The sequence below is a fragment of the Streptomyces sp. CB02400 genome (genome assembly GCF_001905725.1).
Lineage (GTDB): Bacteria > Actinomycetota > Actinomycetes > Streptomycetales > Streptomycetaceae > Streptomyces > Streptomyces atrovirens.
The window spans coordinates 210190-236580 of sequence record NZ_LIWB01000001.1 but is presented as its reverse complement, the minus strand read 5'-3'; the positions used below and the strand labels follow the sequence as shown (position 1 = coordinate 236580).

At 72.7% G+C, this 26391-nt stretch carries 20 protein-coding genes; 15 read left to right on the top strand and 5 right to left on the bottom strand.

All coding sequences use genetic code 11. The features are described 5' to 3' along the window. The first annotated feature begins 6 nt into the window (after positions 1 to 6). Genes AMK33_RS00970 through AMK33_RS00900 form a run of 15 tightly spaced genes read left to right on the top strand, consistent with a single transcriptional unit; the run spans position 7 to position 18468 of the window. Complete coding sequence (locus AMK33_RS00970; RefSeq protein WP_073930738.1) at positions 7 to 2178, top strand: bi-domain-containing oxidoreductase; 2172 nt, start codon at positions 7 to 9, stop codon at positions 2176 to 2178. Then, a complete protein-coding gene (locus tag AMK33_RS00965; RefSeq protein WP_073930737.1) occupies positions 2175 to 4136 on the top strand; it encodes a heparinase II/III family protein in 1962 nt (653 codons plus the stop codon). The genes AMK33_RS00970 and AMK33_RS00965 overlap by 4 nt, the downstream gene beginning before the upstream one ends. Positions 4137 to 4139: 3 nt before the next feature. Next, on the top strand, positions 4140 to 5666 hold the full coding sequence (locus AMK33_RS00960) for a right-handed parallel beta-helix repeat-containing protein (RefSeq protein WP_073930736.1): 1527 nt from the start codon (positions 4140 to 4142) through the stop codon (positions 5664 to 5666). A 1-nt stretch (position 5667) separates the two neighbouring features. Continuing rightward, a complete protein-coding gene (locus AMK33_RS00955) occupies positions 5668 to 6900 on the top strand; it encodes a hypothetical protein (RefSeq protein WP_073930735.1) in 1233 nt (410 codons plus the stop codon). Positions 6901 to 6902: 2 nt separating this feature from the next. Next, positions 6903 to 8144 (top strand): glycosyltransferase, encoded by a 1242-nt coding sequence (locus AMK33_RS00950; RefSeq protein ID WP_073930734.1) that lies wholly within the window; start codon positions 6903 to 6905, stop codon positions 8142 to 8144. After that, positions 8141 to 9391 (top strand): class I SAM-dependent methyltransferase, encoded by a 1251-nt coding sequence (locus tag AMK33_RS00945; protein WP_073930733.1) that lies wholly within the window; start codon positions 8141 to 8143, stop codon positions 9389 to 9391. The genes AMK33_RS00950 and AMK33_RS00945 overlap by 4 nt, the downstream gene beginning before the upstream one ends. Then, positions 9388 to 10182, top strand: a complete 795-nt coding sequence (locus tag AMK33_RS00940; RefSeq protein ID WP_073930732.1) for a glucose-1-phosphate cytidylyltransferase — start codon at positions 9388 to 9390, stop codon at positions 10180 to 10182. The genes AMK33_RS00945 and AMK33_RS00940 overlap by 4 nt, the downstream gene beginning before the upstream one ends. After that, a complete protein-coding gene (locus AMK33_RS00935; protein WP_073930731.1) occupies positions 10179 to 10826 on the top strand; it encodes a PIG-L deacetylase family protein in 648 nt (215 codons plus the stop codon). Before AMK33_RS00940 ends, AMK33_RS00935 begins: the two co-directional genes overlap by 4 nt. Positions 10827 to 10829: 3 nt before the next feature. Continuing rightward, a complete protein-coding gene (locus AMK33_RS00930; RefSeq protein WP_073930730.1) occupies positions 10830 to 11855 on the top strand; it encodes an NAD-dependent epimerase/dehydratase family protein in 1026 nt (341 codons plus the stop codon). Further along, on the top strand, positions 11843 to 13126 hold the full coding sequence (locus tag AMK33_RS00925; RefSeq protein ID WP_073930729.1) for a DUF4910 domain-containing protein: 1284 nt from the start codon (positions 11843 to 11845) through the stop codon (positions 13124 to 13126). The genes AMK33_RS00930 and AMK33_RS00925 overlap by 13 nt, the downstream gene beginning before the upstream one ends. Before the next feature lie 5 nt (positions 13127 to 13131). Beyond that, complete coding sequence (locus AMK33_RS00920) at positions 13132 to 14418, top strand: hypothetical protein (RefSeq protein ID WP_073931464.1); 1287 nt, start codon at positions 13132 to 13134, stop codon at positions 14416 to 14418. Positions 14419 to 14425: 7 nt separating this feature from the next. Next, positions 14426 to 15373, top strand: a complete 948-nt coding sequence (locus tag AMK33_RS00915) for a glycosyltransferase family 2 protein (RefSeq protein ID WP_073930728.1) — start codon at positions 14426 to 14428, stop codon at positions 15371 to 15373. Further along, positions 15370 to 16587 carry a polysaccharide pyruvyl transferase family protein gene (locus tag AMK33_RS00910; RefSeq protein WP_073930727.1) on the top strand — a complete coding sequence of 406 codons (1218 nt, stop codon included), beginning with the start codon at positions 15370 to 15372 and terminating at the stop codon, positions 16585 to 16587. Before AMK33_RS00915 ends, AMK33_RS00910 begins: the two co-directional genes overlap by 4 nt. Beyond that, positions 16584 to 17135, top strand: coding sequence for a dTDP-4-dehydrorhamnose 3,5-epimerase (rfbC, locus tag AMK33_RS00905; protein WP_073930726.1), 552 nt, complete (start codon positions 16584 to 16586; stop codon positions 17133 to 17135). Before AMK33_RS00910 ends, rfbC begins: the two co-directional genes overlap by 4 nt. 7 nt (positions 17136 to 17142) lie before the next feature. Further along, entirely contained in the window at positions 17143 to 18468 is a 1326-nt protein-coding gene (locus tag AMK33_RS00900; protein ID WP_073930725.1) for a glutamate-1-semialdehyde 2,1-aminomutase, read from the top strand. A gap of 2 nt (positions 18469 to 18470) precedes the next feature. Here the strand turns inward: AMK33_RS00900 and AMK33_RS00895 are convergent, their stop codons facing one another. From AMK33_RS00895 to AMK33_RS00875, 5 genes are all read right to left on the bottom strand, one after another. Continuing rightward, positions 18471 to 19145, bottom strand: coding sequence for a phosphatase PAP2 family protein (locus tag AMK33_RS00895; protein ID WP_073930724.1), 675 nt, complete (start codon positions 19143 to 19145; stop codon positions 18471 to 18473). Positions 19146 to 19329: 184 nt separating this feature from the next. Then, entirely contained in the window at positions 19330 to 20721 is a 1392-nt protein-coding gene (gene pntB / locus AMK33_RS00890) for a Re/Si-specific NAD(P)(+) transhydrogenase subunit beta (protein ID WP_073931463.1), read from the bottom strand. 7 nt (positions 20722 to 20728) lie between these two features. Continuing rightward, positions 20729 to 22282 carry a Re/Si-specific NAD(P)(+) transhydrogenase subunit alpha gene (locus AMK33_RS00885; RefSeq protein WP_073930723.1) on the bottom strand — a complete coding sequence of 518 codons (1554 nt, stop codon included), beginning with the start codon at positions 22280 to 22282 and terminating at the stop codon, positions 20729 to 20731. A 389-nt stretch (positions 22283 to 22671) separates the two neighbouring features. Next, on the bottom strand, positions 22672 to 24516 hold the full coding sequence (locus AMK33_RS00880) for a TerD family protein (protein WP_073930722.1): 1845 nt from the start codon (positions 24514 to 24516) through the stop codon (positions 22672 to 22674). Between the two features lie 672 nt (positions 24517 to 25188). After that, positions 25189 to 26364 (bottom strand): Lrp/AsnC family transcriptional regulator, encoded by a 1176-nt coding sequence (locus AMK33_RS00875; protein ID WP_079194695.1) that lies wholly within the window; start codon positions 26362 to 26364, stop codon positions 25189 to 25191. Positions 26365 to 26391: the final 27 nt, after the last annotated feature.

Genomic DNA, 26391 nt, shown 5'->3' with positions numbered 1-26391 from the left:
CTTCCGGTGAAACAGGTTGTGCAGAACTACAAGAGCGGCGAGCTGGCGCTGCTCGACGTGCCGGTGCCGGGCTGCAAGCCGGGCGGTGTGCTGGTGCGGAGCGCGTACTCGCTGATCTCCACCGGGACCGAGCTGATGAAGGTCTCCGAGGCCGGCATGTCGATGGTGGGCAAGGCGCGTTCCCGGCCGGACCAGGTGGCGAAGGTCGTGCAGAGCGTGGCCGCCAACGGGGTGCCCGCCACCTACCGCAAGGTGATGGGCAAGCTGGACTCCTACACGCCGCTGGGCTACTCGCTGTGCGGGGTGGTCGAGCAGGTCGGCGCCGGGATCGACGACGTGAAGGTCGGCGACCTGGTGGCCTGCGCCGGCAACGAGCACGCGCTGCACGCCGAGCTGAACTGGGTGCCGAAGAACCTCTACGCCCGGGTGCCGGACGGTCTCGCGCCGCGGCACGCGGCCTTCGGCACCGTCGGGTCGATCGCGCTGCAGGGCGTCCGCCAGGGCGAGTCGCGGCTCGGCGAGGTGGCGCTGGTCATCGGTCTCGGGCTGATCGGGCAGCTGGTGGTGCAGCTCCTCGCCGCCTCGGGGGTACGGGTCGTCGGGGCCGACCCCGACCCGGCGCGCTGCGAGCTCGCCGAGCGGCTGGGCGCGGCGGCCTGCGGCGATCCCGCGTCCGCGGCCGTGGAGACGGCCGTCGCCGAACTCACCGACGGTCACGGCGTGGACCAGGTGTACCTGGCCGCCGGCGGCGGCAGCAACCAGCCCGTCGAGCTGGCCGCCCGGCTCTGCCGGGACCGCGGCCGGGTCGTCGACATCGGCAAGTGCCGGCTGGACCTGCCGTGGAACGCGTACTACGAGAAGGAGCTCGACGTCCGGTTCTCCCGTTCGTACGGCCCCGGGCGCTACGACCCGGAGTACGAGCTTCAGGGGCGGGACTACCCGATCGGCTATGTGCGCTGGACCGAGCGCCGCAACCTGGCGTGCTTCCTCGACCTCGTCGCCCGCGGCAGCGTCGACGTGGAGCCTCTGGTCTCCCACGTCGCCGACTTCGACGACGCCGTCGAGACGTACCGGAGCCTGAAGGACGGCGAACTGAAGGCCGTGGCCGTGCTGTTCCGGTACCCCGGACAGGAGGTCGAAGCGGAGGCCCCGGTGGTGGCCGTGCCCGCCGTGAACGTGAAGCGGAGTCCGGTGAGGGCCGCGAGGACGCCGGTGCGCCTCGCGTTCGTCGGCGCGGGCAACTACGCGTCGTCGATGCTGCTGCCGCACCTGGCGCAGCGCGACGGCGTCGAGCTGTCGACGGTCGTCACCACGACGGCGCTGTCCGGGGCCAACGCGCAGCGCAAGTTCGGCTTCGCCGGGGCGACCACCGATCTCGACGCCGTGCTCGGTGACGAGTCTGTCGACGCGGTGTTCGTGGTCACCCGGCACAGCTCGCACGCCGAACTGACCCGGAAGGCGCTGCTGGCCGGCAAGGCGGTGTTCGTGGAGAAGCCGTTGGCGCTCACCGAGGACGAACTGGCCGGTGTGCTCTCGGCGGTGGAGGAGTCCGGCAACGACCGGTTGCAGGTGGGCTTCAACCGCCGGTTCGCGCCGCTGCTCCAGGAGGCCAGGAAGCGGTTCGGCGCCCGGACCGGTCCGGCGAGCCTGCGCTACCTCGTCAACGCGGGCCGCCTCGACCACGGTAGCTGGTACCTCCAGCAGGGCACCGAGGGTTCGCGGTTCGCCGGTGAGGGCGGGCACTTCATCGACACGGCGAGCTGGCTGCTGGAGGCCGACCCGGTCTCGGTGTACGCCGTCGCCCCGTCCGGCAACGAGGACCTTCAGGTCGTCCTGCGCTACCCGGACGGGTCGACCGCCACGATCAGCTACGTCACGACCGGATCGTCCGGGTTCCCCAAGGAGACGCTGGACCTCATCGCGGACGGCAAGGTGCTGCGGCTCGACGACTTCGTCCGGGCGTCGGTGTACGGCCGTAAGCGGTGGGTCAGTTCGCGGCTGCCCAAGGCCCGGGACAAGGGCCAGAACGCCGAACTGGCCGCGTTCGTCAAGGCCGTGCGGACCGGCGGTCCGATGCCGGTGCCGCTTCAGTCGCTGGTCGCCACCACGGCGGCCACCCTCGCCGTACAGGCCGGTCTGGCCGGGGGCGCGCCGGTGACGCTGGCGGGGGCGCGATGACCATGAGCGCGGGCTGGTACCTGCGGCGGCTGTCCCGGATGGGGCCGCGGGAGATCGGCGGCCGGGTGGGCGACACGGTGCGCAGACGGCGGTGGCGGTCGGCGCCGCCGGACTGCCCGAGTGTGACCGGCGCCCGGTTCACCGCGGTCCTGCCCGCGGGGACGATCGCCGCGGTGCCGCCGGACGCCGCGAAACGCCTCGTCGCCGAGGCGGACCGGCTGATGGCCGGGCACGCCGAGTACTTCGGGGTGGACCGCGACGACCTGATCGACCCGGACTGGTGGTACGACCCGAAGACCGGACGCCGGGCTCCGTCGGGTTACGCCTTCGACGTGCCGTACCGCGACGAGGACGCGGTCGGGGACATCAAGCAGATCTGGGAGCCGTCCCGGCACCAGTACCTCACCCGGCTCGCCGCCGCCTACGCGCTCACCGGGGACGAGCGGTACGCCGAGCGGGTGGCCGAGCACCTGCGGTCGTGGTGGGCGGCCAACCCGCCGCTGCGCGGGGTGCACTGGGTCAGCGGCATCGAACTGGGGATCCGGCTGCTGTCCTGGGTGTGGGTCCGCCGGCTGCTCGACGGCTGGCCGGGCGCGTCCGCCCTGTTCGAGGGCAACCCGGTGGCGGTGAACCAGATCTGGCACCACCAGCGCTGGCTGGCCGCCTTCCCCAGCCGGGGGTCCTCGGCGAACAACCACGTCATCGCCGAGACCGCCGGGCAGTTCGCCGCGGCCTGCGCGTTCGGGTGGTTCCCCACCTCGGCGCGCTGGCGGGCCGACGCGCTGCGGTCGCTGGACCGGCACCTGCGCGGCAACACGTTCCTCTCCGGCCTCAACCGTGAGCTGGCCACCGAGTACCACGGGCTCGTGCTGGAACTCGGCCTGGCCGCGGTGGCGGAGGCGGACGCCGCCGGTGTGCCGGTGCCCGCGACGGTCCGGCTGGTGCTGCTGCGGATGACCGACGCGCTCGCGGCCGTCGTGGACAACCGGTTGCGGCCGCCGCGCCAGGGGGACGCGGACGACGGACACGGTCTGGTCGTGGACGGCACGGGCACCGACCGCTGGGGCTCGCTGCTGGCCACCGGGGACGCCGTGTTCGGCCGGCTCGACTGGTGGCCGAAGGTGACCGGCACCGACGTGCGCACCCCGCTGCTGGCCGCGCTCGTCCGGCCGTACGCGGAAAAGGGAACCGCACGCCCGGCGAGCAGGCCGGCCCACTTCGCCGACGCGGGTATGACGATCCTGCGCGGTCCGGAGGAGATCTGGTGCCGCTGTGACGGCGGCCCGCACGGCTTCCTGTCCATCGCCGCGCACGCCCACGCGGACGCGCTGTCCGTGGAGGTCCGGCACGACGGGGTCGACGTGCTCGCCGACCCGGGGACGTACTGCTACCACGGGCAGCCAGAGTGGCGGCGGTACTTCCGGTCGACCCTCGGCCACAACACCCTGCAACTGGACGGCGGTGACCAGTCCGTCTCCGGTGGCCCGTTCCTGTGGACCCGGCACGCCCGCAGCCGCGTCCTGGCCGTGGACACGTCCGATGAAGGTGTGGCCCGCTGGTGTGCCGAGCACGACGGCTACCAGCGTTCCGTGCACCGCCGTCGGGTGGAACTGACGTCCGCTACGCAGGAGTTGAGGGTGGTCGACGAGGTGCGCGGCCCGCACCGGTCCGTGCGCCTGGCGTTCCACCTCGGCCCGGAGATCACCGCGGACCTGGTGGGGAACCGGGCCGTGCTCACCTGGACCCGGGACGGCGAGGACCGCTCCGCGGTGCTCGACCTGCCCGGGCAGCTGTCCTGGCGGGCGCACCACGGCGAGACGGAGCCGCCGCTGGGCTGGTACTCCGCCGGCTTCGGGCGCAAGGAACCCACCACCACGCTGGTCGGCACCGGCACCGGCTCCGCCGACGGCACGGAGAAGTTCACCACCGTCCTCGGGTTCCGCGGTCAGGGGGCCTGATCCGTGGGGATGAAGTGGCGGCACCGGGCGTTACCGGCGGCACCGCTGACGCTGGTCCTGCTGGCGGCGGCGACCGGCTGTGACAGCGGCACGCCGGACGCGCGGCCGAAGCCGACCGCCACGCCGTCCGCGTCCGTGGCCCGGGTGTGCGACAAGCCCGCCGCCGGGCCGGCGAAGGCGCCGGCGGGCGCGGTGACGGTCGACCCCGCGGTCGCCGGTGACCTGGCCGCGAAGACCAAGAGCAGTCCCCCGGGCACCACGTTCTGGCTCCGGCCGGGCAAGCACCGGCTCGACCCGGACCGCTACGCCCAGGTCGTCCCCAAGGAGGGGAACACCTACCTCGGCGCGCCGGGCGCGGTGCTCGACGGCCGCAGGACCAACCAGTACGCGTTCGGCGGCACCGCCCGCGACGTCATCCTCCGCCACCTGACCGTGCAGGGGTTCGTCGCGCCGCACGACGAGGGCGTGGTCAACCACGACTCGGCCGACGGGTGGGTGATCGAGCACTCGACGATCCGGAACAACTCCGGCGCCGGGCTGATGGCCGGCGCCCGCCAGCAGGTGCGCGCCAACTGCCTGCGCGACAACGGCCAGTACGGCATGAACGCCTACAAGGCCGACGGCAACCTCCACGACCTGGTGGTCGAGGGCAACGAGATCACGGGCAACAACACCGGTGACTGGGAGCGGCGGCGGCCGGGCTGCGGCTGCACCGGAGGCGTCAAGTTCTGGGCCGTCGACGGCGCCGACGTACGCGGCAACTGGGTGCACGACAACCGCGGGACCGGATTGTGGGCGGACACCAACAACAACGACTTCCGCATCGAGGGCAACGTGCTGGAGGAGAACGACGGTGCCGCGCTGATCTACGAGACCAGCTACAACGCGGTCGTCCGGGACAACACGATCCGGCGGAACAACTGGGTCGAGGGCCGCAGGTACGCCGACCGCGGCGACACCTTCCCGTTCGCGACCGTCTACATCTCCGAGTCCGGCGGCGAACCACGGGTCCGGGCCCGCACCGACAGGATCGAGATCCACCGGAACGTGCTGGAGGACAACTGGTCCGGGATCACCCTGTGGGAGAACGCCGACCGGTTCTGCAACAGCCCCGCCAACACCTCGTCCGGTGACTGCACGCTGCTGGTGAAGGACAAGGACCGCTGCGCGCAGCCGGCGATCGCCACCGCACCGCTCTACGCCGACTGCCGCTGGAGGACCCAGCGGGTGGACATCCACGACAACCGCTTCGTGCTGGACAAGTCCGTCGTCGACTGCACGGTGATGTGCGACCGGATGGCGGTGCTGGCCAACTACGGCACCTACCCGGACTGGTCGCCGTACCAGGGCGAGCGGGTGTCCGAGGCGATCACCCGCGAGCAGCACAACCGCTGGCACGACAACACCTACGTCGGACCGTGGAGGTTCACCGCCCACGACCCGAGCAGGGTGCTCGACGCCGTGCAGTGGCAGGGGCATCCGTACCGGCAGGACGCGGGCAGCACCTTCCGCGCGCAGGGCGGTGGTTGAGATGGGCACGGACCGCACGCCGAAGCTCGTCGGGACGGCCTGGGGGCTGCTGGTCCTCAACACGCTCGGCTCCGCCGGGGCGAAGACCATCGTCCCACTGCCCCGTTCCCTCATCCAGATGGTCACCATGGGCGCGCTGGCCGTCGCGTTCACGCTGGCGCTCGCGGTCAATCTCCGGCTGCGCGTCCGGCCGAGCGCCTACCTGTTCCTGCTCACCCTGCTGCTGGTGCCGAGCGTGATCTCCAGCGCGGACCCGGAGTCCGGGTTCGGCGCGCTGTTCCGCTGCGCCCGGCTGGCTCTCTTCGTCGCCACGCTGTGGCTGCTCAGCCGCTGGTGGGACGGCGGCACGACGTTCGTACGGCACCACATCCGGATGTACTTCGTCGTCCTCGGGTCGGTCGCCGCCGGCCTGGCGATCTCACCGGGCGCCGCCCTGCCCGACCTCTACGGCGGGCGGCTGGTCGGCGCGTTGTGGCCGCTCACCCCGCCGCAGATCGGACAGTACGCCGCGGTGATCATCGGGCTCACCGTGCTGCTCCTGCTGGGCCGCCGGACCGACCGGGGCAGCGCGGCGGTGGTCATCGTGCCGTCACTCGTCCTGCTCGCGCTGACCCATACCCGGACGGCCACGGTCGGCCTGCTCGTCGGGCTGGCGCTGGCGATCGGCTCGCTCGTCCTGACCAGCGCCGCCGCCCGCCGGTTCTTCACCTGGACGGTGCTGTGCGCCGCCGTCGCCGCGGTGGTGCTCGGCTCCGCGGTGCAGGCGTGGTTCCTGCGCGGGCAGAGCCAGGAGAACTTCACCAGCCTCACCGGCCGGGCCAAGGTCTGGGACGCCCTGCTGGCGGCGGACCGGACGACCTCGGAGTACCTGCTCGGCGCGGGCCTGGGCGACAAGTCGTTCGGCGGGCTGCCGATCGACAACAGCTGGCTGGCCGTCTACCACGAGCAGGGCATGACCGGTGTCGTCCTGGTGGCGGCGTTCGTCGTCGTGCTGGGCGGTGTCGCGTTGCTGCGGCCGCCGTCGCTGTCGAGGGCCTGCGCGATCTTCCTGATCAGCTACTGCGCGATCGCGTCGTACACCGAGGCCGGGCTGGGTGACGCCTCGCCGTACCTGCTGCATCTGGCCGTGGCCGCCTCGCTCCTCGCGGCACCCGCCCCGGCCACGCCCCTCCCGGCGCCCGACGTCCCCCGACGACGCGTTCCGCGCTGGGCCCAGAGATCGGAGGTGAGCTGAGCATGCACGTCCTCGTGGTGCACAACCGTTACGCCTCGGCGCAGCCGAGCGGGGAGAACAAGGTCGTCGACCAGGAGGTGGCGCTGCTGCGCGGGGCCGGCCACCGGGTCGAGGTGTTCGAGCGGCGCAGCGACGACATCGCCGCCATGTCCCTGCCGCGCAAGGCCGCCCTGCCGCTGCTCGTGCCGTGGAACCCGGCGGTCCGCACGGAGCTCGCCGCCCGGCTGCGCGCCGAACGGCCGGACGTGGTGCACGTCCACAACGTCTTCCCGCTGCTGTCGCCGGCGGTGCTGGCCGCCTGCGCCGACGCGGGTGTGCCGGCCGTCGCCACGCTGCACAACTACACCCAGGTCTGCCCGCCCGGCACGCTCCAGCGGGACGGCCGGCCGTGCACCGAGTGCGTCGGGTCGACGCCGCTGCCCGCCGTCCGGCACGGCTGCTACCGGAACTCCCGGCCGGCGACGGTGCCGCTCGCGGTCAGCCTGTCGGTCAACCGGCGGCGGTGGTGGTCCGGCGTGGAGCGGTTCTTCTGCATCTCCGCGGCGCAGCGCGACGTCCTGGTGGGGGCCGGCATGCCCGCCGAACGGCTGGCGGTGAAGCACAACTTCGTGCCCGACCCGGACGCCCGCCGCTCGGGCGACGGCGAGCATCTGCTCTACCTCGGCCGGCTCGCCGAGGCCAAGGGCGTACGGCTGCTCATGACCGCGTGGGACGAGATCGCCGCCGGCGGCGGTGTGGGCGTGCCGCTCGTGATCGCCGGTACGGGGCCGCTGGAGCCGGAGGTGACCGCCTGGGCGGCGGGCCGGGACGACGTGCGGTACGTCGGCCTGTACGACACCGAGGAATGCCGGCAGGCGATCGCACGATCGGTGGCCGTGGTGGCTCCCTCGACGTGGCTGGAGGCGTTCGGCCTGGTGGTCGTGGAGGCGATGGCGGCCGGAGTGCCGACCGTCGCCGCCGGTCACGGCGCCTTCACCGAACTCGTCGAGGACGGGGTGACCGGGCTGCTGCACCGGCCGGGCGAGGCCGCCTCGCTCGCGTCCCGCATACGCCGGATCGCGGCCGACCAGGGCCGCAACCGGGAGATGGGCCGGGCGGCCCGGCGCCGATACGAGCAGGGTTTCAGCCCGGCCGTCGGCCTGGAGCGCCTGGTGGAGGGATACCGCGCCGCGATCGCGGGGCGGTCGGCACTGGCTCGCGGCGGGGACACCCGCGCGGGCAGGGGGGATGGGGACAGCAGATGACACGATGCCGACTCTGCGGCTCGGAAGCGATGGCGAGCGTCGTCGATCTCGGGGCGACGCCACCATGTGAGAGCTTCCTCGCCGCGGACCAACTGGATCAGCCGGAGCCCGCCTACCCGCTGCACCTGCGGGTCTGCACCGACTGCTGGCTGGCGCAGATCCCGCCGCTGATCACGCCGGAGGAGACGTTCAAGGAGTACGCGTACTTCTCCTCCTACTCCACCTCCTGGGTGGAGCACGCGCGCACGTTCGTCGCGGACGCCGTGGAACGGGTGGGACTCGGCCCCGACGCCTTCGTGGTCGAGGTCGCGAGCAACGACGGGTACCTGCTGCGGCACGTGGTGGACCGGGGCATCCGCTGCCTGGGCATCGAGCCGTCGGTGAACGTCGGCGCCGCGGCGCGCGAGGCGGGTGTGCCCACGCTCACGGAGTTCCTGAGCCCGGACACCGGTTCGGCCGTCCGCGCCGAGCACGGCCCGGCGGACCTGGTCGTGGCCAACAACGTGTACGCGCACATCCCCGACGTCGTCGGGTTCACCCAGGGTCTGCGCGCCCTGGTCGCCGACGACGGCTGGGTCTCCATCGAGGTGCAGCACCTGCTGACGCTGATCGAGGAGAACCAGTACGACACGATCTACCACGAGCACTTCCAGTACTACACGGTCGCGTCCGCGGCCCGGGCGCTGGCGAGCGGCGGACTCACGCTGGTGGACGTCGAGCTGCTGCCCACGCACGGCGGTTCCGTCCGGCTGTGGGCCCGTCCCGCCGAGGCGGCCGGCGAGCCGGGCGGGCGGGTGGCCGAGGTGCTGGACCGGGAGAAGGCCGCCGGGCTCCAGGAGCCGACCGGGTACGCCGAGTTCTCCGCCCGGGTGGCCAAGGTGCGCCGGGACCTGCTGCGGTTCCTCATCGAGGCGGCCGAGCGCGGCGAGACGGTCGTCGGCTACGGCGCCCCGGGCAAGGGCAACACCCTGCTCAACCACTGCGGCATCCGGCCCGACCTGCTCCCGTACACGGTCGACCGCAACCCCTACAAGCACGGCAGGTTCACCCCGGGCACCCGCATCCCGGTCCTGGCGCCCGAGCGGATCGCCGCCGACCGGCCGGACTACGTCCTCGTCCTGCCGTGGAACCTGCGGGCCGAGCTGGTCGAGCAACTGTCCTTCGTGCACGAGTGGGGCGGCCGGCTGGTCTTCCCCATACCGGAACTGAGCATCGTCGAGGCCCCGTCCCGAGAGGTCACAGCATGAAGGTCGTACTGTTCTGCGGCGGTTACGGGATGCGGATGCGCAGCGGCGCCGCGGACGACGTGCCCAAGCCGATGGCGATGGTCGGCCCCCGGCCGCTGATCTGGCACGTCATGCGCTACTACGCGCACTTCGGACACACCGAGTTCATCCTGTGCCTCGGCTACGGGGCCCACCACATCAAGGACTTCTTCCTCAACTACGAGGAGACGACGTCCAACGACTTCGTGCTGCGCGGCGGACGGACCGAGCTGCTGTCCACCGACATCTCCGACTGGACGATCACGTTCGCGCAGACCGGCATCGAGTCACCGATCGGGGAGCGGCTGCGCCGGGTGCGGCACCACCTGGACGGCGACGAGATGTTCCTCGCCAACTACGCCGACGTGCTCACCGACGCCCCGCTGCCGGAGATGATCGAGAGGTTCGCCCGGCGCGACGCCGGCGCGTCGATGATGGTGGTGCCGCCGCAGTCCTCGTTCCACTGCGTGGAGTTGGGCGAGGACGGCCTGGTGGGAGGCATCACCGCGGTGAGCGACATGCCGCTGTGGGAGAACGGCGGCTACTTCGTGCTCCGTCAGGAGGTCTTCGACCACATCCCGGAGGACGGGGACCTGGTCGCCGACGGTTGCGCGGGGCTGGCCAAGCAGGGGCGGCTGGTGGCGCACCGGCACCGCGGCTTCTGGAAGCCGACCGACACCGTCAAGGAGCGGGCCGCGCTCGACGCCGCCTACGCCCGGGGCGACCGCCCGTGGGCCGTGTGGGAGCGGGACGGCGCGGGGGTGGGCGCGTGATCCGGCTCGGTGCCGGGCGTCTGGACCGGGTCGTCGCGGTGGGCGCGCACTGCGACGACATCGCCATCGGCGCCGGCGGCACCCTGCTCACGATGTGCCTGGCGCGGCCGGGTCTCCGCGTCGACGCGCTGGTGCTCTCCGGCGGTGGCGGCGAGCGGGAGCAGGAGGAACGGGCCGCGCTCGCCGCCTTCTGCCCGGACGCCGACCTGCGGCTGACCGTGCTCAAGCTGCCGGACGGCCGGATGCCGGCGCACTGGGAGGAGGCCAAGGCCGCGGTCGAGGAACTGCGGACGCGGTCCGAGCCGGAGCTGGTCCTCGCCCCGCGTACCGATGACGCGCACCAGGACCACCGCGGCCTGGCGCGACTGATGACCACCGCGTTCCGCGACCACCTCGTGCTCGGCTACGAGATCGTCAAGTGGGACGGCGACCTCGGCCGTATGGCGGCGTACCAGCCGCTGTCACCGGAGACCGCCGAGCAGAAGGTGCGGCTGCTGCAGGAGCACTACCCCTCGCAGCGGCACCGGCCCTGGTACGACCGGGAGGCCTTCCTCGGCCTCGCCCGGATCCGCGGCATCGAATGCCACGCGCGCTACGCCGAGGCGTTCGCCGTCACCAAACTCACTCTCGACCTGGGGGATTGAACCTTGCGCGTACTGCTCACCGGACACCAGGGCTACCTGGGCACCGTGATGGCCCCGGTCCTCACGGCCGCCGGACACGAGGTCACCGGCCTCGACGCCGGCCTGTTCGCCGACTGCCTGCTGGGCCCGGCGCCCGCCGACCCGCCGGGCCGGCGGGTGGACCTGCGCGACGTCACGGCCGACCACCTGGCCGGGGTGGACGCCGTGATCCACCTGGCCGCCCTGTCCAACGACCCGCTGGGATCGCTGGCGCCGGAGCTCACCTACGACATCAACCACCACGCCTCCGTACGGCTCGCCCGGCTGGCCCGCGACGCCGGGGTGCAGCGTTTCCTGTACGCGTCGACCTGCTCGGTCTACGGCGCCGCCGGCGGCGGCGAGCTGGTGACCGAGGACGCCCCGCTGCGCCCGGTGACGCCGTACGCGGAGTCCAAGGTGCGGGTGGAGGACGACCTGCACGCGCTCTGTGACGGCGACTTCAGCCCGGTGTACATGCGCAACGCCACCGCCTTCGGGTACTCGCCCCGGCTGCGCGCCGACATCGTGCTGAACAACCTGGTGGGTCACGCCCTTTTGTCCGGCGAGGTCCTTGTCCTCTCCGACGGCACCCCCTGGCGCCCGCTGGTGCACGCCGCCGACATCGCGCGGGCCTTCACGGCGGCGCTGACCGCGCCGCGGGAAGCGGTGCACGACCGGGCGTTCAACATCGGCAGCGAGGTCAACAACGTCACGGTCGCCGAGATCGCCGGGCAGGTCGCCGAGGCGGTACCCGGCTCGAAGGTGGTGATCACCGGGGAGACCGGTGCCGATCCCCGGTCGTACCGGGTGGACTTCTCCCGGTTCCGCGCCGCGATACCCGGCTTCGACTGCGAGTGGACGGTGAAGCGGGGCGCGCTCGAACTCGCCGACGCCTACCGGAAACACGGGCTGACCCGGGAGGACTTCGAGCGGCGCTTCACCCGCCTCGCCGTGCTGCGCGCGGCGTCCGACGCCGGCACCGTCGACGACACCCTGCGGTGGCGCCGGTGACCGCGTTCGGCGAGGAGATGTACGAGCTGGTGGAGCGGCTGTACCCGCTCTGCCGGAGCATCACCGGCGACGGTGTGCGCGCCACCCTGGAGATCGTCGGCGAGTACATCCCGCTGCACGTGCACGAGGTGCCGACCGGGACGCAGGTGCTCGACTGGACGGTGCCGCAGGAGTGGAACATCCGGGACGCGTACGTCGCCGACGCCGCCGGCCGCCGGGTCGTCGACTTCCGTGCGTCCAGTCTGCACGTGCTCGGTTACAGCGTGCCGGTGTCGGCGACCATGCCGCTGGCCGAGCTGCGCGAGCACCTGCACACCCTGCCGGACCACCCGTCCTGGGTGCCGTACCGCACCAGCTACTACCGGCCGGAGTGGGGGTTCTGCCTGGCCCAGGAGACCCTGGACGCGCTGCCGGACGGCGAGTACGAGGTGCGGATCGACTCCACGCTCGCCGACGGCCACCTCACCTACGCCGAGCACGTGGTCCCCGGCCAGGTCGCCGACGAGGTGATCGTCTCCTGTCACGTCTGCCACCCGTCGCTGGCCAACGACAACCTGGCCGGCATCGCGGTGGCGACGTTCCTGGCCCGGACGCTGGCGGAGCGAAGGCCGTACTACACCTACCGGTTCCTGTTCGCGCCCGGCACCATCGGGGCGATCACCTGGCTGGCCCTCAACGCGGAACGGGTGGAACGGGTCAAGCACGGGCTGGTGCTGGCCTGCGCCGGTGATCCGGGGCAGTTGACGTACAAGCGGAGCAGGCGCGGCGACGCGGAGATCGACCGGGTGCTGCGGCACGTCCTGGCCGCCTCCGAACGGCCGCACCGCGTAGTCGAGTTCACGCCGTACGGCTACGACGAGCGGCAGTTCTGCTCGCCCGGGTTCGACCTCGGCGTGGGCTCTCTCACCCGGACCCCGTACGCCGGTTACCCCGAGTATCACACCTCGGCGGACAACCTGGACTTCGTCTCCCCGGAGGCGATGGCGGACACGCTCGCCGTCTGCCGCGAGGCGTTCGGCGTCCTGGACCGCAACCGGCGGTACCTCAACCTCAGTCCCTACGGCGAACCACAGCTCGGGCGGCGGGGGTTGTACGAGTCGCTCGGCGGTCGCAGCGACGCCAAGCAGGCCCAGATGGCCATGCTCTGGGTGCTCAACCTCTCCGACGGCGAGCACAGTCTGCTGGACGTCGCCGAGCGCTCCGGGCTGCCGTTCGACACCGTCGCCGCCGCGGCCGACGCCCTGCACGGCGCCGGACTGCTCAAGGCGTGACGCCGATGTCCACCGAGAAGGAGACGACGACCGCGGCCCGGTCCGCCCGGCGGGCCGTCGCCGGGCGGCTGTCCTGGGGACTGGCCGACCAGGCGGCCTCCAGCCTGTCCAACTTCGCGGTGGGCATCTACGTGGCGCGCTCGCTGGGGCTGACCGCGTTCGGTGTGTTCAGCCTGGCCTGGGTGACCTACGGCGTGGTGCTCAACGTCTCCCGCGGGCTGGCCACCGACCCGCTCGTGGTGCGCTTCAGCGGCGTGCCGGAAGCGTCCTGGCGCCAGGCGGTGGCCCGGTCGTCGGGTACCGCGCTCTGGGTCGGTGCCGGTATCGGCACGGCGTGCCTGGTCGCCGGGCTGGGCATCGGCGGCCAGGTGGGGGCCGCGTTCGCCGGTCTCGGCCTCGTGCTGCCGGGGCTGCTGCTGCAGGACGCCTGGCGGTACGCGTTCTTCGCCGCCGGCACCGGCCGGAAGGCGTTCGTCAACGACGTCGTGTGGGGCGTCGCACTCGTCCCGGCCATGGTGGTGGCGGCCCAGGTGGGCACCGTGACCGCTTTCCTGCTCGCCTGGGGCGGGTCCGCCGCGGTCGCCGCGGCGTACGGCTGCTTCCAGTCCGGCATCCGGCCCCGGCCGGCCGGGGCGCGCGAGTGGCACCGCGACCACCGTGACCTCGGCCACCGGTACCTGGTCGAGAACGTCGGCGTCAGCGGCTCGAGCCAGTTGCGGGCGTACGGGCTCGGCGCGATCGTCGGGGTCGGCGCGGTGGGGGTGATCCGGGGCGCCGAGCTGCTGCTCGGCCCGTTCCTCGCCGTGCTGATGGGACTGTCGCTGGTCACCGTCGCCGAGGCGGCGCGGGTGCTGCGGCAGGCCCCGCGGCGGCTCGGTGCGTTCTGCCTCCTCCTCGGCGGCGGGCAGGCCGTCGGCGCGCTGCTGTGGGGCGCGGCGCTGCTGCTGGTGCCGGACCGGCTCGGCGAGCTCGTCCTCGGCGACGTCTGGCCCGCCGCCTCGGAGCTCATCGTGCCGGTCACGCTCGGCGTCGCGGGCGCCGGCCTCGGCACCGGCGCGGCGGCCGGGCTCCGCGCGCTCGCCGCGGCCCGGCGCAGCCTGCGCTGCCAGATGTTCGCCTCCGCCTGCTACGTCATCGGCGGGGTCGGCGGGGCGGTCGTGGCCGGCACGATCGGCTCGGCCTGGGGCGTCGCCGCCGCGGCCGCCTGCGGCTCGGCCGTGTGGTGGCTCCAGCTCCGGTCCGCCCTGCGCGAGCACCACCACCTCCCCATCCCCGAAGCATCCGCGAAGTGAGGACACCGTGACCCCCCATCCCCGGCTGAGCATCGGCCTGCCCGTGTACAACGGCGAGGAGTACCTCGCCGAGGCGTTCGACGCCCTGCTCGGCCAGACCTACGAGGACTTCGAGCTGGTCGTCTCCGACAACGCCTCGACCGACGGGACCCAGGACATCTGCCGGAAGTACGCCGCGCGGGACTCCCGCATCCGGTACATCCGGCTGCCCCGGAACATCGGCGCCGCGCCGAACCACAACTACGTGTTCACCGAGTGCCGCGGCGAACTGTTCAAGTGGGCGTCGCACGACGACCTGTACGCCCGTGACCTGCTGCGGGCCTGCGTCGAGGCGCTGGACGAACGGCCGGACGTCGTCCTCGCGCACAGCGGCCAGGCGGTCATCGACGGCGACGGCCGGGTGAAGGTCCCCTACGAGTACTCGCTCGCCACCGACTCGCCGCACGCGCCGGAGCGCTTCCGCAGCCTGCTGTTCGAGCCCGGTGGCGACGACTTCTACGGAGTGATGCGGGCGGACATGCTGCGCCGGGTGAAGCCGCACGACAGCTACCACCACGCGGACCGCACGTTCGTCGCCGAGATCACCCTGCACGGGCCGTTCCACCAGGTGCCGGAGCTGCTGTACTTCCGCCGCGACCACCCCACCCGCGCCGAGCGGGCGAACCCCTCGAAGCGCTCCCGGTGCGTCAACCTGGACCCGCGCCGGGCGGGCCCGCTGCACCCGACGCCCCGGCTGCTCGCCGAGTACGTCTGGGGTTTCGTCTCCGCGATCGGGCGGGCGCCGTTGTCCTCGGCCGACCGGCGCGCCTGCTACCGCCACCTGGCCGCGTGGATGACCAGCCGGGCCCGGCCGGGCGCCGGCGAGCGGGTCGAGGACCGCGCCCCGGTCGACCCGGGCCGGCTCACCGTCTCCGTCGACGCCCTCGTCGCCGGCCGTGAGGGGAGGAGCGCGTGAGGCCCCCGCGGGTAGGGGTGTTCGGCCTGCTCGGCTCCGGCAACGTCGGCAACGACGGGTCGCTCGAGGCCGTACTCGGGTACCTCCGCGCCGAGCATCCGGAGGCGGTCGTGGACGCGCTGTGCGGCGGACCCGAGGTCGTCACGGCCCGGTACGGGATCCCCGCGACGCGGCTGCACTGGTACCGCGGGGAGTACCGGACCGCGTCCCGTGCGGGCGCGGTCGCGGCCAAGGGGCTGGGCAAACTCGTCGACGTCGTCCGCACCGCCGCCTGGGCGCGCCGGCACGACGTGGTGATCGTGCCGGGCACGGGCGTCCTGGAGACCACGCTGCCGCTGCGGCCGTGGGGCTTCCCGTACTCGCTGTTCCTGCTCTGCGCGGCCGGCCGACTGGTCGGCACCCGGGTCGCGCTGGTCAGCGTCGGCGCCGGCACGATCGGCAACCGGCCGACCCGGACCCTGACCCGCTGGTCGACGCGGCTGGCCGCGTACCGGTCGTACCGGGACGCCATGTCCCGCGACGCGATGCGGGCGATGGGCGTGGACACCGCGCGCGACGAGGTCTACGAGGACCTCGTGTTCGCCCTGCCGGCACCGCCGGCGAGCACGCCCTCGGGTCCGCCGGGCCTGGTCTGCGTCGGCGTCATGGACTTCCACGGGAGCAACGACGAGCGCGACCGGGCCGAGGAGATCCACCGGCGCTACCTCGACGGGACGACCCGTTTCGTCCGCGCGCTGGTCGAGGACGGCAGACCGGTCCGGCTGCTCACCGGTGACGAGCTCGACCGGCCGGTGGCCGACGCGATCCTCGACGCGGTGGACTCGCCGCTGGTCACCGTCGCCGAGACGGCCTCGCTGACCGACCTGATGAAGGAGATGTCGGCCGCCGACACCGTGGTGGCGACCCGCTACCACAACCTGGTCTGCGCGCTGAAGACCGGCACGCCGACCCTCGCGCTCAGCTACTCGACGAAGAGCGACACGCTCATGGCCCGGATGGGCCTCGGCGCGTACTGCCACCCGGCCCGCGAGACCGACGCCGACCGGCTGCTCGCACAGTTCCGCGAGCTGGAACGGCGGTCGGCGGAGCTGCGGCGGACCCTCACCGAGCGGAACCTGGACGCCACCCGGCGCGTCGAGCGGCAGTTCGCCGCCCTGACCGCGGCCCTGTTCCCCGCGACCGACCACGCCCACACCCTGAGAGAGGCTCCATGAAGGCGACCGAAGTCCCGGAGATCACCGGGGCGTACCTGTTCGAGCCGACGCCGTACGCCGACGAGCGCGGCTTCTTCTGCCGCACCTTCGACGCCGACGTGGTCCGCTCGGTGGGCCTCGACCCGGACGCCTTCGTCCAGGACAGCCTGTCCCGCTCGGTCCGGGGCGTGCTGCGCGGCCTGCACCTGCGCTCCGGCGCCGGCGAGGCCAAGCTGGTGCGGTGCTCGTACGGGAGGATCTTCGACGTCGTCGTGGACCTGCGGCCGGACTCGCCGACCTACCTGGGCCGGGCCTCCTTCGAGCTGTCCGGCGAGACGCAGACGACCCTGTACGTCCCGGCGGGGTGCGCGCACGGCTTCCAGGCGCTGACCGAGACCGCCGACACCTCGTACCGGATCGACCGCCCGCACGACCCGGCCGAGGACGTGACGATCGCCTTCGACGACCCGGAGCTCGCCATCCCCTGGCCGCTGCCGGTCACCTCGGTGTCCCGGCGGGACCGGGAGGCGCCGAGCCTGGCCGAGGTCCTGAAGCACAGGGAGAGCTGAGGTCGCCATGGACACCGAAGAGTTCGAACTGCCCCGCTCACGAGCGGTCAACGAGCGGCTGCACGCCCTGGTCCCCGGCGGCGCGCACACCTACGCCAAGGGCGACGACCAGTACCCCGAGAACCTGGCCCCGGTCATCAGTCACGGCCGCGGCGCCCACGTGTGGGACGTCGACGGCAACCGCTACGTCGAGTACGGCTCCGGCCTGCGGTCGGTCAGTCTCGGCCACGCCCACCCGCGCGTGACCGAGGCGGTGCGGCGGGAACTCGACCGCGGCAGCAACTTCGTCCGGCCGTCCGTCCTGGAGGTCGAGGCCGCGGAACGCTTCCTGGCCACGGTGCCGACCGCCGAGATGGTGAAGTTCGCGAAGAACGGCTCCGACGCCACCACCGCCGCGGTGCGCCTCGCCCGCGCCGCCACCGGGCGCCCGCGGGTGGCCGTCTGCGCCGACCACCCGTTCTTCTCCGTCGACGACTGGTTCATCGGCACCACACCGATGTCGGCCGGTGTTCCGGCGGCGACCACCGAACTCACCGTGGCGTTCCCCTACGGCGACCTGGCCGCCACGGAGGAACTGCTCACCCGGTACCGGGACGAGATCGCCTGCCTGGTCCTCGAACCCGCCGGCCACACCGAGCCGCCGCCCGGATACCTCGCCGGTCTGCGCGAACTGGCCGACCGGCACGGCTGCGTGCTGGTCTTCGACGAGATGATCACCGGCTTCCGCTGGTCCGAGGCGGGCGCCCAGGGCCTGTACGGCGTCGTCCCCGACCTCTCCACGTTCGGCAAGGCGCTGGGCAACGGGTTCGCCGTCTCGGCGCTGGCCGGGCGGCGCGAGCTGATGGAACGGGGCGGGCTGCGTCACTCCGACGAGCGGGTGTTCCTGCTGTCCACCACGCACGGCGCGGAGACGCACGCGCTGGCCGCCGCGACGGCCGTGCAGACCGTCTACGCCGAGGAGGGCGTCACCGCGCGGCTGCACGCCCTCGGCGAGAAGCTGGCCGCCGGTGTGCGTGAGGCCGCGGCCGGCATGGGCGTCGGCGACCACGTCGTCGTCCGGGGCCGGGCCAGCAACCTGGTCTTCGCCACCCTCGACGAGCGGGGCCGGCCCTCGCAGGAGTACCGCACGCTGTTCCTGCGCCGGCTCCTCGCGGGCGGGGTGCTGGCCCCGTCGTTCGTGGTGAGCGCCGCGCTCGACGACGCCGACATCGAGCACACCGTCGACGTGGTGGCCCAGGCGTGTGCGGTGTACCGGAAGGCGCTGGACGCCGGGGATCCCACCCCCTGGCTGGGCGGACGACCGGTGAAGCCGGTGTTCCGCCGTCTGGCGTGACGTCAGCGATGCCCTGACCGACCGGCGCCGGCCACCCGGTCGGCCAGCCACGCGGTCGCCGGTGTCACCGCCAGCGCGGTGCACCAGCCTCCGAGGGCGTCGGTCGGGTAGTGCGCGCCCAGGGCGACCTGCGCCCAGCCCATGGCGGCGCCAGCGGCCAGCGCCGCGGCGAGTACGAGTGAGGTGCCGGCCGTCCCGCCGGGGCCGCGCCGGCCGGTCGCGAGCAGCGCCACCACGAGGACGAACGCGGTGAGGAAGGCGGTGTGCCCGCTCGGGTAGGACAGGTTGCCGTCGCCATGGATGGTGCGTCCCACCAGGGGCTTGAGCAGCTTCGTCGTCCCCACGGCCAGACCGGGGCCGGCCACGACGAGCAGCGCCGCGCGAGGACTCCGAAGCAGCAGGCAGCCCGTCACGGCGGCCCCGACCAGCATCGCCGCTCCCACGGGCTCCCCCAGGAAGTCCGTGGCCAGGGCGACATGCCGCCACGGCGGCCCCGCACCGTCCACCACCGACTGGATCCGCGCGTCCACCGCGCCGGGCCCGCTGTCACCGGCGTACAGGACCCCGAGTACGACGACCATCAGCGCGGCGAGGGCCGCGATCAGCCCGAGCGACGCGCGCAGCGCCGGCGGCAGCACCGCGGGCGCCGACCTCTCATCCGACCGGTGGGTGACCATGCGTCAGCCTCCCCACGAACGAGCCCCCCGTCGTGTCCGACCCGGCCCACGCGGGAGCCGTCGGTCCGTCCCTCTCCGCTCGCCACCCTAACCGACGGGGCGTCACCGGCGGTCCCGGAGTCCGGGGCCGACAGGACGGGTCGCCGGTGCGGTCCGTCACCGCGCCGGCGACCCGCCGTCCCTCTCAGACCGGCACCCGCGACAGCGCGCCCACGATCTCGTCGACGCGGGTCTTGGCATCGCCGAAGAGCATCCGGGAGTTCTCCCGGAAGAACAGCGGGTTCTGCACGCCGGCGTAGCCGGCGGCCATCGACCGCTTGAAGACCACCACGTTCCCCGCCTCCCACACCCGCAGCACCGGCATCCCCGCGATCGGCGAGTCCGGGTCCTCGGCCGCCGACGGGTTGACGGTGTCGTTGGCGCCGATGACCAGCACGACGTCCGTGTCGGCGAGTTCGTCGTTGATCTCGTCCATCTCCAGGACGATGTCGTACGGCACCTTCGCCTCGGCCAGCAGGACGTTCATGTGTCCGGGCAGCCGCCCGGCGACCGGGTGGATGGCGAAGCGCACGTCGACGCCCTTCTCGCGCAGCAGCCGGGTCATCTCCGCGACCGGGTACTGCGCCTGCGCCACCGCCATGCCGTAACCGGGGGTGATGACGACGGACGAGGCGGACAGGAGGAGTTCCGCGGTGTCCTCCGCGGAGGTCTCACGGTGCTCGCCGTACTCCCGGTCACCCGACGGGCCCGTCTCCAGCCCGAAGCCGCCCGCGATGACGGAGACGAAGGAGCGGTTCATCGCCTTGCACATGATGTACGAGAGGTACGCGCCGGAGGAACCGACCAGCGCGCCCGTGACGATCAGGAGGTCGTTGCCCAGCAGGAATCCCGAAGCGGCGGCCGCCCAGCCGGAGTAACTGTTGAGCATGGAGACGACCACGGGCATGTCGCCGCCGCCGATGGAGGCGACCAGGTGCCAGCCGAGGGCCAGCGCCAGCGCGGTGACCGCTGTCAGCAGCCCGAGTGACGGCGTGATGACGTAGAGCACCGTGAGGATCACGAAGCCGGCCAGGGCCCCGATGTTGACGGCGTTCTTGCCCGGCAGCATCAGCGGCGCGGACTTCATCCGTGCCGAGAGCTTCAGGAAGGCGACGACGGAGCCGGTGAAGGTGACCGCGCCGATGAAGACACCGATGAAGACCTCGGCGTGGTGGATGCCGTCGGCGTGCGAACCCCCCTCCAGATGACCGTTCCAGCCGATCAGCACCGCGGCGAGACCGACGAAGGAGTGCAGCAGCGCGATCAGTTCGGGCATGCCGGTCATCTGCACGCGCCTCGCGCACCAGAGTCCGACGACCGCGCCGGCCGCGACCGCGGGCCCGAGGACGACGAGAGAGGTGAGTGAACCGGCGTCGGTGACCCGCAGGATCGTGGCCGCGAGCGCGAGGGTCATGCCCGCGACGCCGTAGGCCCAGCCCTGGGACGCGGTTTCGTGCCGGGAGAGCCCGGCGAGCGACAGGATGAACAGGAGGGCGGCGACCAGGTACGCCGCGCCGGAGATCGAGAGGACGTCCATGGTCACCTCACGCCTTCCGGAACATCGAGAGCATGCGGCGGGTGACGGCGAAGCCTCCGAAGATGTTGATCGAGGCGAGCAGCGTGGCGGCGCCGGCCAGCACCAGCACCACGTTGTCGGTGCCGGTCAGCTGGAGCAGCGCACCCACCACGACGATTCCCGAGATGGCGTTGGTGACCGACATCAGCGGCGTGTGCAGCGCGTGGTGCACGTGCCCGATGACGTAGAAGCCGACCACGACCGCCAGTGTCAGCACGGTGAAGTGCTGGGTGATCTCCGAGGGGGCGAAGGCGTTGAGGAGGAACAGCGCCAGCGAACCGGTGCCGACGAGGGCCGATCTGGCGGCGGTCGCGGAGAGCTTCTTCTTCTCCGCCCTTGCCGCCTTCTCTTCCGTCTTCCCCGGCTCCTTCGCCTCGGTGTCCGCGGCGGGGGCCGCGGACACCTGCACCGGGGGTGGCGGCCAGAGCACGTCGCCCTGGTGGACCACGGTCAGCCCGCGCTGCACGGCGTCCTCGAGGTCGACGACGATCCGCCCGTCCTTGGCGGGAGTGACCAGCTTCATCAGGTTGACCAGGTTGGTGCCGTACAGCTGTGACGACTGCGCCGGAAGACGTGCGGGCAGGTCGGTGTAGCCGATGATCGTCACACCGTTGTCGGTGGTGACGACCTCGTCCTTGACCGTTCCCTCCACGTTCCCGCCCTGGGCGGCCGCCATGTCGACGACGACGCTGCCTGGCTTCATTGAGGCGACGTCGGCGGCCGTGATCAGCCTCGGCGCCGGCCGCCCCGGGATCAGGGCCGTGGTGATGATGATGTCCACGTCCGCGGCCTGCTCGGAGTAGATCTCGGCGGCCCGCCGGTCGTACGCCTCGGAGGTCGCCCGCGCGTACCCGTCGGCCGACTGCTCCACCTCGACGTCCACCGGCAGGTACGCGCCGCCGAGCGACTTCACCTGGTCGGCGACCTCCGGCCGTGGATCGGTGGCACGGACGACGGCGCCCAGGGAGGCGGCCGCGCCGATCGCCGCCAGACCCGCCACGCCGGCGCCGGCGACGAGCACCTTGGCCGGGGGCACCTTGCCCGCCGCGGTCACCTGACCGGTGAAGAACCGGCCGAAGTGGTGCGCCGCCTCGATCACCGCACGGTATCCCGCGATATTGGCCTGGCTGGAGAGGATGTCCAGCGACTGGGCCCGGGAGATACGCGGAACGGCGTCCATCGCGAAGGCGTCGACCTTGTGCGTGGCCAACGCCGTGAGCAGGTCGCCGTTGGCCGCCGGCGCGAGCGGGGCGACCAGTGTCGCGCCCTCCTCGAGCCGCTCCACCTCCACGAGTTCGGGGGCGTTCACCCGGAAGACCAGGTCGGCACGCCACGCCTCCTCGGCGGTGCCGATCGCGGCACCGGCCCGGGTGTACGCCTCGTCGGTGATGCTCGAGCCCGCCCCCGCCCCGGTCTCGATCACCACGTCGTAGCCCAGTCCGGTCAGTTGCCTGACGGTCGCGGGCGTGGCCGCGACCCTGGTCTCCCCGGGCCGGGTCTCCCGGGTCACTCCAATCAGCATGCTCGGCTCTTTCGTCTCGTGGTCAGCCATGGTGGTCTGCATGAACCAATGGTCTGCATGGACGCAATGGCCCGAAATGTCTCGGCCACTCGTACCGGCACGGCCCCGTCTCCGAACTCCCCGGTGACGCCCGGCGATCCACTCGCAACCGTGGGAGTACCGTAGATCCGCTTCTCGCCGCCGTCGACGTGGCAACGGCATGCAGCACGTCACAGTGCCCCGATCGCCCCGGTCGCTCAAGGTGCCCCCGGCACCGGTCGTTCCGCACGCAGCGGAACGGACCGCGCGGCGCTCCGCCTGCGCCGGGCGGTACCGCTTACGCGGTGTTTCGCCAGGAGGAACGCTCCCCCATCGTGGCGCGGGCCCAGCCCTCGACGGGGGTCCGCCGGTCATTCGGCGACGTCGACCCCGTAGCCGCGAGCAAGGTCGGCCAGGCCATGGTCGTATCCCTGCCCGACGACACGCAGCCGCCAGCCCTCTCCTCGGCGGTAGAGCTCGACGAGGATCATGGTGCGTTCGGTGGTGGCCGCGTCGAGGGTGGCCCGGGCGGTCGGGGCCGCGCCGATTCCGCTGGTGGCCGTGATCTCGATGGCTCCGACGTCGGAGAAGGTCGCGGCACCGTCGATCGCGGCGGCGATGACGATTCGGTGGATCTCCAGGGGCAGGCGCTCCAGGTCGGCGGTGACGGCCTGCTCCGTCGGACCGTCCGTGCCGAGGCGCACGGTGCCGTCGGGGTGCTCGGGTGCGCCGTAGAAGACGAAGTCCTCATCTCCTGGCACCTGTTCGTGCCCGTCGACCGCGAAGGCGACGACGTCCACGACGCAGGCGGTCTGCTGACGCCATGTGGCGGCCACCGTCCAGGCCGTGCCGGTGTCGGACAGGTCGATGACAGCCCCTCGGACCAGTACCGCCGCTGTGTCCGACCGGCTTCCGGCCGCGCTCCGGGCCGGCGCGGGAAGAGACGTGGCCGTGGGCGCGAGGAGCCAGTCGGCGTCGTGGACGCGGAGGCCGAGCGTGGCGATGCGGCTCATGCGCCGGTCGGCTTCGCCACCGGGCAGCACGACGACGTCGGACACGCTGGCGGAGAGGTTGACCGCCGCGGAGGCTCCATGAGCGACAGCACGCGCGCGTGCCTCGGCGGCCTCGTCGTGGGTGCCGCCCAGGACCAGGACCCTGCGCCCGGTGAGCGACTGGTCCGCGGGAGCGGTGGACGGGCCCGGTGCGGCAGTCCGCTGTGCGGGAAGACTCGGCGTTGACGCAGGCGGCGCGGTGGGCACGCTCGCGGGCCTCTCCACGGTACGACGCTGCCGGGCGGTGCCTTTGGCCTGGCCGGGCTGCACACTCTCCAACAGTCGCAGATAGGTCGGCTCGTCCACGAGCGGAACACCTTCGTCCGCGGCGCGACCCAGCTTGGCGGATCCGGCTCCGGCGTCGTTGGTGACGACGGCGCTGGTCCGGCCGCTGACCGAGGTCATCACGTTCAGCCCGGCCGCCACCGAACGGGCGATCAGTTCCTCACGGGAGACCCGGGTGTCCCCGGTGATGGCGACCTTCATGCCCTGCACCAGGTGTCCGCCCGGCGTCAGGCGGCCCGGATTGCGGTACGCGCAGGGCGCCTTGGGGACGTACGGCTTGTAGTCCTGGCGGGGCGGGCAGTCCAGGAGCGGCAGGGACAGGCCCAGTTGTTCGGCCGCGCTCAACGAACCGCGCAGGATGCCGGAGAGCACCCGTACGTCGTCCTGCGCGTCGTGTGCCTTCTCCTGACGCACACCGTAGTGCTCGGCCAGGGTGCCCAGCTTGAGATCGGGCGTCGCGGGCCCGACCAGGCGGTTGAGGGCCAGCGTGCACAGCCGTCGGCTCACCGGCACCCAGGAACGAACGTGGGCGAACTCGTGGGCCAGGAAGTCGTAGTCGAACTGGGCGTTGTGGGCGACCAGGACGCGGTTGCTGAGCAGCGCCCCCACCTGTGGCGCGATCTCCTCGAAGGTGGGGGCACCTGCGAGACGAGCGGGAGTGAGACCGTGGATGTGCACCGGACCGGGATCGCACCCCGGATTCAGGAGCGTGGAGAACTCACCCGTCCGGTTGCCGTATGCATCCAGCGTGAGGATCGCGAGCGACAGGACACGGTCCCGGCCGGGTCTCAGCCCGGAGGTCTCCACGTCCACCAGCGCCCAGTCGTGGAAGTAGCCGGGAGGGGCGGGCGACTTCGGACTCGACGACAGCAGGGCCATACCAGGCTCCCCTCCCCGGGCGCGCCGGCCGGCACACCCTCTCCACAATGGTGATCAATCAGTGGGATTTTCGCACGCACCGGGCGCCGTTTCGTAGTGATTCCGTGACGGAGAGCCAACCCGGAGGCGGGCAAGCCGGTGCCCCGGAGTCGGCTGTTCCGATGGGCGACCGCATCCACCTCATGCGGCCTTGTGGGCCGAGTCCGCGGCCGGGCGCCCGGCCGCGGACTCGGCGTACACGTCGCGGCGGGGTACGGCGTCCCTGGCGGGGCCGGCGCTGCCGATCCTCACGGTCGTCGGCGCCTTCACCACGATGTCGTCCACCGCAGGGGCGGCGATGGAGGCGGACCGCCGTGCGCGTACCGTCGCGCAACTCGTCGTGGAGCCCGTCCTGGGCGACTCGCTGCGCGCGGACGAGATGGAGACGCCGCGTGCCGGCCCGAGGGCGGCGGCCGTCTCGGCGGCCGCGCGACATCGACCGCCCCTTCGTCCTCGGCGGCCCCACCCGGGACACGGGAATGTGGCTCGGATCGGCGGAGACCCGGGGGCAGGGGAGCCGGCGGCACGCTCTACGCGGCGCCGGACCTGGTGATCCACTGCATGACGGAGCACCGTTACCGCCTACCCGCGGAGTCCTGCCGCGCGGCGGCACGGCCGGAGAGGCCATGGAGGTCAGCCCGGTGGCAGGCCCCGGTCGCGCAGCCGCCGGAGCAGGGCGTCCTCGTCGGCGGCGACGGTGCCCGGGTTCCAGCCGGCCAGCGGTACCGACCCCAGGCGCCGCCCGGTGGGGTCCAGCAGGTGGCCGGCGAGTTTGACCGGCCACAGGGTGACCGCGCGGTCGGCGACGGTCAGGCCGGGGAACGGTGCGGTGAGCTGCGACTCGAAGGCGTGGATGTCGTCGACGGACCGCAGCCAGGCCGCGAAGAGCAGGTTGTGCGGGCCGGAGAGGGAGGCCACCAGCCGGACCTCGCGCAGCCCGGAGACATGCGCGGCGATCCGCGCGGTGTCCTTCGGCGGCGCCGCGCACCACAGGCTCACGCTCACCGGCCAGCCGGACAGACCTCGCGCCACCTCGCAGCGGAAGACCAGCGACCTGGACTCCTCCAGGCGGCGCAGCCGCCGCCGTACCGTCGTCGGGCTCAGTCCGGTACGCCGTGCCAGCTTGGCCACCGGCTGCCGCGGGTCGTCGGTCAGGGCCCGCACCAGTGCCTGGTCCTCACGTCGTACGGGGGAGCGCCCCGGTCCGGGCGCGGCGGCGCCCGCCGTACGCGCCGGCCGCGGCCGGGCCGCCGCGGTCGGGCGGTCCAGCCGCCACCGGCTGCCGTCCAGGTGCAGGGCGGTCGCGATCTGTGTCCGGCTCGCCGCGACCCCGGGCAGTGTCCCGACGCGCATCCCGGTGTAGCGGGCCAGCTCGGCCAGCCCGTCGAACACGCACGTCAGCACCAGGTCCCGGGCGCCGGTCACCTGCTCGACGGTGAACACGTGCGAGTCACCGGCGAGTTCGACGGCCACGTCGTGCACCCGGCCGGGCACGCAGTCCACCTCCACGAAGGCGACGACCAGCGGCGCGCCCTCCAGGCTGACCGGGTAGCAGCTGAACCACGCGTGGCCGGCCGCGGAGAGCCGGGCCCAGCGCCGCGCCGCGGTCGAGGGGTCGACGCCGAGGGCCGCGCCCACCTCGCTCCACTCGGCGCGCGGCGAGTCCTGCAGCAGGGTCACCAACCGCATGTCCAGCTCGTCGAGGCCGTCCGTGCCGTCGCGGCCGCCGGACGCACGCGAGGTCCACGGCCAGTCCGGAGCGTCGGATTCCCGCGGTGTGGCGGATTCCTGCAAAGGATCAAGGGACATCAGCGGATCCAGGCGTGTCGGCGTGGG